The sequence below is a fragment of the Kitasatospora sp. NPDC043949 genome (assembly GCF_056435365.1).
Genome location: NZ_JBWKEQ010000006.1, coordinates 221001 through 232802, shown reverse-complemented (window position 1 = coordinate 232802; position 11802 = coordinate 221001). Strand labels below are relative to the sequence as shown.

13 protein-coding genes are annotated in these 11802 nt (G+C 73.4%); 8 read left to right on the top strand and 5 right to left on the bottom strand.

Annotation, left to right across the window (positions count from 1 at the left end; genetic code table 11):
• The 8 genes from AC07AL_RS08100 to AC07AL_RS08065 form a co-directional block, all read left to right on the top strand.
• Nucleotides 1-729, top strand: a 729-nt coding sequence (locus AC07AL_RS08100; RefSeq protein ID WP_478317197.1) for a divalent metal cation transporter, incomplete at its 5' end; no start/stop codon positions are given.
• Between the two features lie 95 nt (nucleotides 730-824).
• Nucleotides 825-1097: a hypothetical protein gene (locus AC07AL_RS08095; RefSeq protein ID WP_363375417.1), complete on the top strand. Its 273-nt coding sequence runs from the start codon at nucleotides 825-827 to the stop codon at nucleotides 1095-1097.
• A gap of 74 nt (nucleotides 1098-1171) precedes the next feature.
• Nucleotides 1172-1438: a hypothetical protein gene (locus AC07AL_RS08090; protein WP_363589657.1), complete on the top strand. Its 267-nt coding sequence runs from the start codon at nucleotides 1172-1174 to the stop codon at nucleotides 1436-1438.
• A gap of 66 nt (nucleotides 1439-1504) precedes the next feature.
• A complete protein-coding gene (locus AC07AL_RS08085) occupies nucleotides 1505-1912 on the top strand; it encodes a winged helix-turn-helix domain-containing protein (RefSeq protein WP_363623399.1) in 408 nt (135 codons plus the stop codon).
• 87 nt (nucleotides 1913-1999) lie between these two features.
• Nucleotides 2000-2461 carry a hypothetical protein gene (locus AC07AL_RS08080; protein ID WP_363589661.1) on the top strand — a complete coding sequence of 154 codons (462 nt, stop codon included), beginning with the start codon at nucleotides 2000-2002 and terminating at the stop codon, nucleotides 2459-2461.
• A complete protein-coding gene (locus AC07AL_RS08075; RefSeq protein WP_363589663.1) occupies nucleotides 2458-2823 on the top strand; it encodes a VOC family protein in 366 nt (121 codons plus the stop codon). The genes AC07AL_RS08080 and AC07AL_RS08075 overlap by 4 nt, the downstream gene beginning before the upstream one ends.
• Before the next feature lie 289 nt (nucleotides 2824-3112).
• A complete protein-coding gene (locus AC07AL_RS08070; protein WP_363589665.1) occupies nucleotides 3113-4870 on the top strand; it encodes an ABC transporter permease in 1758 nt (585 codons plus the stop codon).
• Between the two features lie 33 nt (nucleotides 4871-4903).
• Nucleotides 4904-6322 (top strand): ABC transporter ATP-binding protein, encoded by a 1419-nt coding sequence (locus AC07AL_RS08065; protein WP_400984847.1) that lies wholly within the window; start codon nucleotides 4904-4906, stop codon nucleotides 6320-6322.
• 8 nt (nucleotides 6323-6330) lie between these two features.
• Here AC07AL_RS08065 and AC07AL_RS08060 read toward each other — a convergent pair whose 3' ends face one another.
• The 5 genes from AC07AL_RS08060 to AC07AL_RS08040 all read right to left on the bottom strand — a co-directional run bounded on the left by AC07AL_RS08060 (nucleotide 6331) and on the right by AC07AL_RS08040 (nucleotide 11671).
• Nucleotides 6331-6747 (bottom strand): ArsR/SmtB family transcription factor, encoded by a 417-nt coding sequence (locus tag AC07AL_RS08060; RefSeq protein WP_063349734.1) that lies wholly within the window; start codon nucleotides 6745-6747, stop codon nucleotides 6331-6333.
• Between the two features lie 407 nt (nucleotides 6748-7154).
• Nucleotides 7155-8192 carry an isocitrate/isopropylmalate dehydrogenase family protein gene (locus tag AC07AL_RS08055; RefSeq protein ID WP_363630449.1) on the bottom strand — a complete coding sequence of 346 codons (1038 nt, stop codon included), beginning with the start codon at nucleotides 8190-8192 and terminating at the stop codon, nucleotides 7155-7157.
• A 119-nt stretch (nucleotides 8193-8311) separates the two neighbouring features.
• Complete coding sequence (leuD, locus tag AC07AL_RS08050; protein WP_363630447.1) at nucleotides 8312-8950, bottom strand: 3-isopropylmalate dehydratase small subunit; 639 nt, start codon at nucleotides 8948-8950, stop codon at nucleotides 8312-8314.
• Nucleotides 8951-9077: 127 nt separating this feature from the next.
• Nucleotides 9078-10478: a 3-isopropylmalate dehydratase large subunit gene (gene leuC / locus AC07AL_RS08045; RefSeq protein WP_400984843.1), complete on the bottom strand. Its 1401-nt coding sequence runs from the start codon at nucleotides 10476-10478 to the stop codon at nucleotides 9078-9080.
• Nucleotides 10478-11671, bottom strand: coding sequence for a LeuA family protein (locus AC07AL_RS08040; RefSeq protein ID WP_363585082.1), 1194 nt, complete (start codon nucleotides 11669-11671; stop codon nucleotides 10478-10480). Before AC07AL_RS08040 ends, leuC begins: the two co-directional genes overlap by 1 nt.
• Between the last annotated feature and the right edge of the window lie 131 nt (nucleotides 11672-11802).

Sequence of the window (11802 nt, the reverse complement as noted above, 5' to 3'; positions counted from 1 at the left end):
GCCGTCGCCAAGGGCCTTGAGGACAAGGCCGGGCACGTGGTGGGCGTGCTGTTCGCCATCGCGCTGCTGGACGCCTCGATCATCGGCGCCTTCGCCGTGTCGCTGTCGACCGCCTACGCGATCGGCGACGTGTTCGGCATCAGGCACTCGCTGCACCGGGGCGTCAAGGGCGCCAAGGGCTTCTACGCGATCTACGCGGGCCTGGTGGTCGCGGCGGCCGTGATCACGCTGCTGTCCACCGGCTACACCCAGGGCCTGATGACGCAGTTCGTCCAGGTGCTGGCGGGTGTGCTGCTGCCCTCGGCGACGGTGTTCCTGCTGCTGCTCTGCAACGACAAGGCCGTCCTGGGGCCGTGGGTCAACGGGCCCAAGACCAACGCCTTCACCTCCGCCGTGGTCGGGGTCCTGGTGATGCTGTCGCTGATCCTGACCGCCGCCGTGGTCTGGCCCGACATCAGCTCGCAGGCGATCCTGTGGATCATGGCCGGCTGCGGCGTGGCCGGTGTGCTGGTCGCCGGGTACTTCTTCACCTTCGGCCGCACCGCCACCAAGGAGGACCCGATCGACCGCACCGGCCGCGAGGAGTGGCGGATGCCCCCGCTGGAGACCCTCGGCAAGCCGGTCATGTCCACCGCCCGCAAGGTCGGCATGGGCGCCCTGCGCGCCTACCTCCTGGTCGCGATGGTGATGGTCATCATCAAAATCGTCCAGACCGCGCTCAACCACTGAGCCGCCGCCGGGGCGGCGCCCGACAGTGCCGCCGCCCCGGCCCCGACCCGGAAACCTCGACCGCCCCGCACCCGGGGAAGGAAGGAAGTACGGCCATGCGCACCGCCCTTCACCACCACTGCCCGCGCGTCCGCCTCGCCCTGCACGACGGCGTCGAGAGGGACTACCGCCTCGACGACCCCGGCGCCTGCCCGCACTCCGGCACGCCCAACACCCGGGCCTCCGCGTACGAGCCGCGCGTGCACCTGGCCTACCTGCTGGCCCGCCAGGGCCACCGCCCGGACTGGCTCGCCGACTTCGCGGACCTCCCGCCGGCCGCCGCGCGCCGCCTCAGCCGCGCCGCCGCCCGCCACCGGCCGCACGGCTGACGCCCCGCCGACCGCACCACCCGCGCCCTCGCGCACCCCCTCCACCCGCCGCCCCGTCACGGAGGTGACCTGCCATGTCCATCGTCGCCGCGTTCCACCCCTCCCTCCCGTCCGCCGGCCGCGGCCGCCTGCGCGCCGCGCTCGCCGTCGTGGGCCGACGCCTGGCGGAGAGCCCGCTGGACAGCCCCGTCCTGCACGCCGTCACGGCCCAGGCCCCGGCACCGGCCGCCGCCTCCGCCGACCGCCCCGCCCGGCTGCGGGCCAGCTGGCGGACCGTCACGGCCCCGGACGGCACCGCCCGACTGGAAGCCTCCTGGCACCCCTGGCACCCCGCCCGCTGACCGGCCCGTCCCGATTCGTACAGATCCGCACCGACTCCGCACCGACCCGCCGAAGGAGCATCCGCCATGGCCGTGCGCTACCCCAGGCTCGAAGCCATCTTCTCGGACCACACCGCCGCCGCCCCGCCCCGGCGTCCGCGCCCCGCCCCGGCCCCCCGGCCCGCCGTCGACCCGGACACCGGCCTGGTGGTGGACCCCGAACAGCGCACCGTCACCGTCGACGGGCAGCAACTGACCCTCCCCTACCTGGAGTTCGAGCTGCTCGCGCACCTGGTCGACAACCCGCTGCGGGTCCACTCCCGCCGCCAGCTGATGGAGACGGTCTGGGGCCGACCGGACACCGGCGACACCCGCACCATCGCCACCCACATCGCCCGGATCCGCCGCAAGCTCGGCCCCGGCCACCGGGAGGCGATCGCCACCGTCCGCCAGATCGGCTACAAGTACGACCCGCGCCTGACCCGCGTCGCCTGACCGCCGTCCGGCCGCGCCGCCCGAGGCCCGATCGCCCGCCCCGGCGGCACCCCACCGGCCGCCACCCCACCGAAGGAGGACACCGTCGTGACCAGAACCGCCCTGTTCCCCTGGACCAGCAGAGGGACGGCGCTGTGCGGCGTCCTGCTCCTCCTCACCCTCCAGGGGATCGCCGTCGGCGTCGCCCCGGGGCGGCTGCGGATCTTCCTCTCCGGCGTGCTCATCGGCGCCTCGGCGGCCGGGCTGCTCCTCGCCCTGCTGCTCGCCCGCAGCGGGCGCGGCACCGCCCGACCCGCCGCCCCCGACGAGGACGACACCCAGTGGTTCAGCGCCCGCTCCCTGGACGGGTTCCCGATGGAGCAGGTCCGACCGCTGCTGCTGTCGCCCGGCGCCCCCGGCCTGAACCGGCTCTACACCGCCTGGGTGTTCGCCACCCACGGGCACGACCCCCAGTGGATCGCCCACCACCTCGACCTGTCCACCCCGACCGCCCGGCTGCTGGTCACCGCGGCCCGGCACCACACCGCTCCCGAGAGGAGGCCGCAGTGATCACGGCCCTCGACCACGTCCAGCTCTCCGCACCCCCCGGCAGCGAGGCCCTGCTGCGGGCCTTCTACGGCGACGTCCTGCAGATGGCCGAGATCCCCAAGCCCCGGCCGCTGACCGCGGGCGGCGGCTGCTGGTTCGCCGCCGACGGCGGCCGGGTCCGGCTCTACCTCGGCATCGAGGAGCGCTTCCGCCCCAGCACCAAGGCCCACCCCGGGATCGCGGTCTCCGAGATCGACGACTTCGCCTCGCGGCTGTCCGAGCTCGGCGCGCTCGTGGTGTGGGACGACAGCCTGCCGCCCCGGCGCCGCTTCTACACCACCGACCCCGTCGGCAACCTGCTGGAGTTCGTCGAAGCGGCCTGAGCCGGCGCGCGGAGGAACCCCGGATCCATTTGCCTACGGACGTACCCGAGGAGCAGACTGCCCGGGGCCCGCAGGACGGGCCGGGACGACACCAGACGACACCACCGGAGGAGGCGGCCATGGGCGAAGACCCTCCCAGTACGCGCCGCCGTACCGGCCGCCTCCCCCACGCCCGACCGCGCGCCTGACGCAACGGCCCGGGGGGACGCGGCGTTCGTCCCGATCCCGCTGACGTCGCACGCACCTCTCCCGACCCCGGGGCCCCGGGTGCGCGCCGGAGGTGCACCCCATGACCCTGCCGAAGCCGGCCCCGGGCGCCGCCCGGGGCTCACTGCCGTCCCGGACGGCCGCCCGCCTGGCCCGGATGACCTGGGTGGACGCGCTCGTCGCGGCCGCCGTCCTGGTGCTGCTCTACCTCGCGCTGCGGGTCGGGCAGGGCACCACCGTCCGGTTCTCCACCGGCCGGAACGCGGCGGTCGACACCGACCCGGCCCGGCTGCCGTACGACGCGGCCCGCTCGCTGCTGCGGATGTTCGCCGCGCTCGCCGTGTCGGTGGTCTTCACCTTCGGCTACGCCTACGCCGCGGCCCGCAGCCGCCGGCTGGAGCGGGTCCTGATCCCGGCCCTGGACATCCTCCAGTCGGTACCGGTGCTCGCCTTCCTGACCGTCGCGGTGACCGGCTTCCTCGCCCTGTTCCCCGGCTCCGTACTGGGCCTGGAGTGCGCGGCGGTGTTCGCCATCTTCACCTCCCAGGCCTGGAACATGACCTTCGGCTTCTACTGCTCGCTGGTCTCGCTGCCGCCCGAACTCGACGAGCTGTCACGCTCGTTCCGCTTCACCCGGTGGATGCGGTTCTGGAAGGTCGAACTGCCCTCGGGCATGATCGGCCTGGTCTGGAACGGCATGCTGAGCTTCGGCGGCGGCTGGTTCTTCCTGGTCGCCTCCGAGGCGATCAGCGTCGACAACCAGCGCTACGCGCTGCCCGGGGTCGGCTCCTACGCGGGCGCGGCCATCGCCGCCGGCGACCTCGGCCGGGTCGGCTGGGCGATCGCCACCATGGCCGTCCTGGTGGTCGGCGTCAACCTGCTGTTCTGGCGCCCGCTCACCGCCTGGGCCGAACGCTTCAAGAACGAGCAGTCCGAGGCCACCGAGGTGCAGCGCTCCGTCGTGCTGGACCTGCTGCGCCGCTCCCACTGGCCCGGGCTGCTCGGCCGGCTGCTGCGCCCGGGGTGGCGGGCGCTCTCCCGGGCCGGGCGCCTGCTGGGCACCGACGACCGCCCGCTGGCCGTCGACCCCGGGCGGCGGCGCGCCGGGGACACCGCCTTCGCCGCCGTCGCCGGCGGCCTCGTGCTCTGGGGCCTGGTCGACCTCGGCCGCTACCTGCACGGCGCGACCGGCCTCGGCGTGTTCGGCGAACCGCTGCTGCTCGGCCTCGCCACCCTCGCCCGGGTCGTCGTCCTGGTGACCGTCGCCACCCTGGTCTGGGTGCCGGTCGGCGTGCGGATCGGCTTCTCCCCCCGGCTGACCCGGATCGCCCAGCCGCTGGTGCAGGTGCTCGCCAGCTTCCCTGCCAACTTCCTCTTCCCGCTGGTCGTGTGGCTGCTGCTGCGGACCGGGCTGTCGATCGACCTCGGCGGCGTCCTGCTGATGGCCCTCGGCGCCCAGTGGTACATCCTGTTCAACACCATCGCCGGCGCCATGGCCATCCCCACCGACCTGCGCGAGGCCATGGACGACCTGGGCGTGCGCGGCTGGCAGCGCTGGCGACGGCTGATCATCCCCGGGATCTTCCCGGCCTACGTCACCGGCGGACTCACCGCCTCCGGCGGCGCCTGGAACGCCTCCATCGTCTCCGAGGTCGTCACCTTCGGCGGCACCACGCTCACCGCCACCGGCCTCGGCGCGTACATCGCGCGGGCCACCGAGCACGGCGACTACCCGCACCTGCTCGCCGGGGTGGCGGTGATGAGCCTGTACGTCGTCGCCCTCAACCGGCTGCTCTGGCGCCGCCTCTACCGCCTGGCCGAGCGCCGCTACTCGCTCTGACCCGCGCCCGCTCCCCGCCCCGGAGGTCCCCGCATGCGCTTCCCGTTCCCGCGCGCCGCCCGCACCGCGCCGCCCACCGCCGCTGTGTTCTCCCCCGCAGACTCCTCCGACTCCTCCGACTCCCCCGACTTCCCCGGCTCCCCCGCCGACGGCGAGATCCTGCTGGAGACCGTCGGCCTCACCAAGGCCTACGCCGGCGCCGACGGCGCGCTGCCCGTGCTGTCCGGCATCGACCTCACCGTCCGGGCCGGCGAGATCGTCGCCCTGCTCGGCCGCTCCGGCTCCGGCAAGTCCACCCTGCTGCGCTGCCTGTCCGGACTGATCCCGCCCAGCTCCGGCACCGTCGCCTACCGCGGCACCCCGCTCACCGGCGCCAACCCGGGCAGCGCCCTGGTGTTCCAGACCTTCGCGCTGCTGCCCTGGCTGACCGTCCGGCAGAACGTCGAACTCGGCCTGGAGGCCCGCGGCGTGCCGCCCCGGGAGCGCGCCGAGGCCGCCGTCCAGGCCATCGACCTGATCGGCCTGGCCGGCTTCGAGTCCGCCTACCCCAAGGAGCTCTCCGGCGGCATGCGCCAGCGCGTCGGCTTCGCCCGCGCCCTGGTCGTCGAACCGGACGTGCTGATGATGGACGAGCCCTTCTCGGCGCTGGACGTCCTCACCGCCGAGAACCTGCGCGGCGAACTGCTGGAACTGTGGGAGTCCGGCCAGTTCCCCACCCGCGCCGTCGTGCTGGTCACCCACAACATCGAGGAGGCGGTCCTGATGGCCGACCGCATCGTCGTCCTCGGCTCCCGCCCGTACGGCACCATCCGGGAGACCGTCGAGGTCGACCTCGACCGGCCCCGCGACCGCGACGCCGCCGCCTTCGACGAACTCGTCGACCGGGTCTACCGGATCATGACCGGACGCCCCAAGGAGACCCGCCTGCCCGGCCGCGCCGACGGCGCCCGGCCCGACCGGCGCACCGTCGCCAACACCCCGCTGCCCACCGCCAGCGTGGACGGCCTCGCCGGCCTCGCCGCGATGATCGCCCACCGCGGCGGCTGCTGCGACCTCGCCGACCTCGCCGACGAACTCGGCCTCGACATCGACGACATGCTCCCCCAGCTCGACGCCCTCGACCTGCTCGGCTTCGCCGAGATCCACGGCGACGACCTGCTGCTCACCGAGGCCGGCACCGCCTTCGCCGGAGCCGACGTCCAGGAGTCCCGGACCATCTTCGCCGGAGCCGCGGTGGACGTCCCGCTGGTCCGGCTGATCACCAACGGCCTGCGCGGCCGCCCCGGCACCGCCGTGCACGCCGGCTTCTTCCGCGACCTGCTCGCCCACCACTACACCAGCGAACAGGTCGACCGGCAGCTGGAGACCGCCACCGACTGGGGCCGCTACGCCGGGCTGTTCGGCTACGACGCCGCCCTGCGGGAGTACCGGCTCGACGAGGAGACGCCCTAGGACGGGCCTCAGGCCTGGCCGGTGGCCGGGCGGCGGCGGGCGGAGCGGACGGCGCGGGCGAACGGCTGCTCGGCCGTCGCGGCGGCCGGGCCGGTACCGCCGCCGTCACCGCCGTCACCGCGCCCGGGCAGGTCGTTGGCGATCAGCGCCGCCTCCGTCAGCAGGCCGCGCACCTCGGCGGCCCGGTAGAAGATCCGGGTGCCCTCCCGGCGCGAGACGACCAGCCCGGCCGCCCGCAGCCTGGCCAGGTGCTGCGAGGTCGCCGCCACGTGCGCGCCCAGCAGCTCCGCCAGTTCGCTGACCGGCAGCTCCCGCCGGGTCAGCGCCCAGAGCAGCCGGTACCGGGAGGGGTCGGCGACCGCCTTCAGCACCGCGACCGCCCGCTCCGCCGCGTCCGTGTCCCACGCCTCTTCCTGCGCACCCATGCCAGGATCCTACCGAGCCGGCCCCGCCGCCCCGGCGGCGCCGAACCCGGTGCCGTCCGGCCGGGCGCGGGCGTCGACAGCGGGCGTACCCGGCGGGCGTCGACAGCAGGCGTGCCCAGCGGGCGTCGATAGCGGGCCGATGGCCGGAGCTGCCAGGCTTCAGCCATCCTTTCAACCGCTGCCGACCGGCCGCGCCGTCCAGGAGTTGGAGTCCGTACGAGATGATCGAGCACACCACGTTCCGTACCGCGGTCAGCGAATCGCACGAGCACAATCCCTGGGGCTGAGCGGCCTGGGTCCGCCTTCGGACGCCCGCCCGCCGGGCGGTGTCGGGGAGGACGGACCCGGCCGCCGTGGTCGGTGGGGCGACCACGGCGGCGGTTGGGGGGTGGGGGCGGGTCATGCCGTCAGGCCGCCGCGAGGGCCGCCCTGACCGCGGCGCCGACCTGCTCGGTGGTGAGGGAGCCGCCGAGGTCCGGCGTGCAGGCGCCCTCGGCCACGGCCGTGCCGACGGCCAGCTGGATCGCCTTCGCCTCGGCGGCCCAGCCCAGGCGCTCCAGCATCAGCGCGGAGCTGAGGATGGCGCCGAAGGGGTTGCCGATGCCCTGGCCGGCGATGTCGGGCGCGCTGCCGTGCACCGGCTCGTAGAGGCCGAACCCGGTGTCCGGGTTGATGTTGGCCGAGGCCGCGTTGCCCAGGCCGCCGGCCAGCATGGCCGCCAGGTCGCTGAGGATGTCGCCGTACGAGTTGTTGGTGACGATCACGTCGAACTGCGACGGGTCGGAGATCAGCTTCATCGCGGCGGCGTCGACGTAGAGGTGGGTGGAGCTGATGGCGGGGTACTTCGCGGCGGCCTCGCGGAACACCCGCTGCCACACCTGGCCGCCGTGCCGGACGGCGTTGGACTTGTCGACCATGCAGACGCCGCGCTCGGCGATCGAGTACGCGTACTCCATCACCCGCGAGACGCCCATGTAGGTGCTGACGTCCGCGTCGACGGCCATCTCGTGCACGGTGTTCCCGCGCAGCACACCGCCGATGTCGGTGTAGAGGCCCTCGGTGTTCTCCCGGACGATCACGGCGTCGATGGCGCGGGTCCGGGCGTCGCGCAGCGGGCTCAGCCGCTCCTGGAGCAGGGTGGCCGGGCGGTGGTTGACGTACAGGTCGAGGTCGAAGCGCAGACGCAGCAGGACGCCGCGGCCGTAGTCCGAGGTCTTCACGCGGGGGTCGCCGATGGCGCCGAAGAGCACCGAGTCGCTCGCCTTGATCCGCTCGAAGTCCTCGTCGGACAGGGAGACCCCGGTCCGCAGGTAGGTGTCGGCGTTGACGTGGTCGAGCACGTCGACCGCGAGGTCCAGGCCCAGCGACTCGATGGTCTCCAGGGCCTCCTTGGTCACCTCGGGGCCGATGCCGTCACCGGGGATGACGGTCACTGTCTTGGTCATGGGTCTCTCACCGTTTCTGGGGTGGGGCCGGCCGGGTGTGGGTCGGGTCGGCCGGGCCGGGGGCGTCGGGCAGGGTCACCGCCGCGCGGCCCTGGGAGCTGCGCCGGGGGGTGCGGTCGTCAGGAGGCCCGGCGCTGCTTCGCGGTGTCCGGGGAGGAGAAGGCGCCGCGGGTGATGCTGGTCATCCAGGCCGGGCGGCCCTGCTCGAAGGCGGCGATCGCGTCGGCCTTGCGCAGGGTGACGTCGATGTCGTCGAGGCCGTTGAGCAGCAGCCAGCGGGCGCGTTGGTCGGCCTCGAACTCCCAGGTCCCGAGGTCGGTGCCGACGGTCAGCTGCTCCAGGTCGACGGTGATCTCGAACTTCGGGTCGGCCTGGGCGCGTTCGGCGAGGTCGGCGACGACGGGCACCGGCAGGGCGACGGCCAGCAGACCGTTCTTCAGCGCGTTGCGCAGGAAGATGTCGCCGAAGCTGGTGGCGATGACGGCCCGGAAACCCCAGTCGCGCAGGGCCCACACGGCGTGCTCGCGGGAGCTGCCGGTGCCGAAGTTGTGGCCCGCCACCAGGACGCTCGCGTCCTGGTGCTGCGGCTGGTTCAGGACGAACCCGGGCTCCTTGCGCCAGTGCCCGAACAGGGTGTCGGCGTAGCCGGTCTTGGTCAGCCGCTTGCAGAACTCGGCCGGGATGATCTGGTCGGTGTCGACGTCGTCCCGGGACAGGGCCACGGCCTGTCCGGTGTGCGCCGTAAGCGGCTCCCTCATGCCTCTGCCCCCTGCTGGTCGGTCTGGCTGCGGTCGGTCGAACGGGTCGAACAGGCCGGTCGGGTGGAACGGGTCGGGCGGGTGGAACGGGTCGGGCGGGTCGGGCGGGTGTGCCCGGCGGGCGCGGTCACAGCTCGGTCGGCGCGGCCAGGCGGCCGACCACGGCGGTGGCGGCGGCGACGACGGGCGAGACCAGGTGGGTGCGGGCGTGGGTGCCCTGCCGGCCCTCGTAGTTGCGGTTGGAGGTGGACGCGACCCGCTGGATGCCCTGGAGGCGGTCGGCGTTGATGCCCATGCACATCGAGCAGCCGGAGAGCCGCCACTGCGCGCCCGCGTCGAGGAAGACCTGGTCCAGGCCCTCCTCCTCGGCCTGGGCCCGGACGGCCATCGAGCCGGGGACGACGAGCATGGTGATCCGGTCGGAGACCTTGCGGCCGCGCAGCACGTCGGCCGCGGCCCGCAGGTCCTCGATCCGGCCGTTGGTGCAGGAGCCGAGGAAGACCGTGTTGATCTCGACGTCCCGCAGGGCGACGTCCGGTTCGAGGCCCATGTACTCCAGGGCGCGGCGCGCGGCCTGCTGCTCGGCGGGGGTCGCGAAGGTCTCGGGCGCCGGCACCGCGGCGTCCAGCGGGACGGCCTGGCCGGGGTTGGTGCCCCAGGTGACGAAGGGCTTGAGCCCGGTGACGTCCAGTTCGACCACGCGGTCGAAGGCGGCGCCCTCGTCGGTGCGCAGGGACTGCCAGTAGCGGACGGCCTCGTCCCAGTCGGCCTCGGCGGCCGGGTCCCAGCGCTCGCGCAGGTAGGCGAGCGTGGTGTCGTCGGGGGCGATCAGGCCGGCGCGGGCGCCCGCCTCGATGCTCATGTTGCAGACCGTCATCCGCCCCTCCATGGAGAGGTCCTCGACGGCCTTGCCGCGGTACTCGATCGCGTAGCCGTTGGCGCCGTTGGCGCCGATGTGCGCGATCACCGCGAGGATCAGGTCCTTCGGCGTGACGTCGGCCGGCGGCTCGCCGACGAACTCGACGGACATCGTCCGGGGGCGCTGGAGCGCCAGCGTCTGGGTGGCGAGCACGTGCTCGACGTCGCTGGTGCCGACGCCGAAGGCGAGCGCCCCGAAGGCGCCGTGCGTGGAGGTGTGGCTGTCACCGCACACCACGGTCATGCCGGGGCGCACGAAGCCCAGTTCGGGCGCCACCACGTGCACGATGCCCTGCCGGTCGTCGCCGAGCGAGAACAGCTCGATCCCCTGCTCCTCGCAGTTCTCGCGCAGGCGCTCCAGCTGGGCGCTGCCCATCGCGTCCTTGACCAGCAGCGTGTTGGTGGGCACGTTGTGGTCCTCGAGGGCGAGCGCGAGGTCGGGCCGGCGGACCCGGCGGCCGGCCAGCTGGAGGCCGTCGAAGGCCTGCGGGGAACTCGCCTCGTGGAGCAGGTGCAGGTCGATGTAGAGCAGGTCGGGCTCGCCCGGTGCCTGGTCGACGACGTGGCTCTGCCAGACCTTCTCGATCAGGTTGCGCTCGGTGCCGCCCATCAGCTGGCCACCGCCATCTCGCTGGTGCGCTCCAGGCGCTCGGCGATGATCTCGCGCAGCTCGCCCAGTTCGATGCAGGTGCCGTCGGCGCGGCCCGCGATGTAGGTCTCGTAGATCTCGTCGAGCAGGTCGCGCTCGGCGCCGATTCCCATCTGGTCGAACAGGTTGCGGACCACATTGCGCCCGGAGTGCCGGCCGATGAGAATTCCGCGCTCCCGGCCGAAGCTGTGCGGCTCGACGTATTCGTAGGTCACCGGATTGCGCAGCATTCCGGCCTGGTGGATTCCGGCCTGGGTGGCGAAGGCGTTCTCCCCGAATATCGCCTTGTTGCGCGGCGTCGACATTCCGATGATCCGGGCCAGCAGCTGGTAGGCCTCGTAGAACTTCTCGGTGCGCAGCCGGCTGGTCAGGCCGAGCTGCTCGCCCTTGTAGAGCAGTACCGCCGCCAGCTCCTCCAGCGGGGTGTTGCCCGCGCGCTCGCCGATGCCGGCGATGGTGGCCTGCACCTCGTCCGCGCCCGCCTCGACGCCGGCCAGGGCGTTGGCGAGGGAGAGTCCGAGGTCCTGGTGGCAGTGGGTGGACAGGATGATGTGGTCCGGGATCCAGGAGCGGACCCGCGCCACCTGGGCGCCGAACTCGGCCGGGATCAGGCAGCCGGTGGTGTCGGCGAGCGCCACCGTGCCGGCGCCCTCCTCGATGCCGGCCTCGATCATCGGGCGCAGCAGGTCGTCGCTGCCCCGGCTGGCGTCCTCGATGCCGAGCGTGATGTCGGTGAAGCCCAGCTCGCGGGCGAACCGGATGCTGTCGATGATCTCGTGCAGGCCCTCGGCCCGGGTGAGGCCGCGCTTGTGCTCCAGGTGGACGTCGCTGCCGGTGGCCATGATCTGGACCTGGTGGCGCTCGACGCCGCCGGCCTCGGCGGCCAGCTCGATGTCCGCGCGGACGGCCCGGTTGAGAGTCGCCACCTTGGCGGTGGTGAGCGCGCCCGCGATCAGTCTGGTCGCCTCGAAGTCACGCGGTGAGGAGCTGGGGAAGCCGGCCTCGATGGTGTCCACGCCGGTCGCCTCGATGGCGAGGGCCAGCTCCAGTTTCTGGTCGGGGTTCATCGCGTTGCCCGGGGCCTGTTCGCCGTCGCGCAGTGTCGAGTCGAATACCCGGAGCCGCCGTGCGGTGGGGACGGATTTCGGAGACATGGATTTTCCGCCTCTTTCGGGAACGCCGCCGGACGGGCGACCGGACGGGAGGTCGCGGTGTGCGGCGGCGGAGGATTGTGGCTGGCAGCGGTGACTTTACTGGTCCGGAATCACTGCCCGTCAAGACTTTT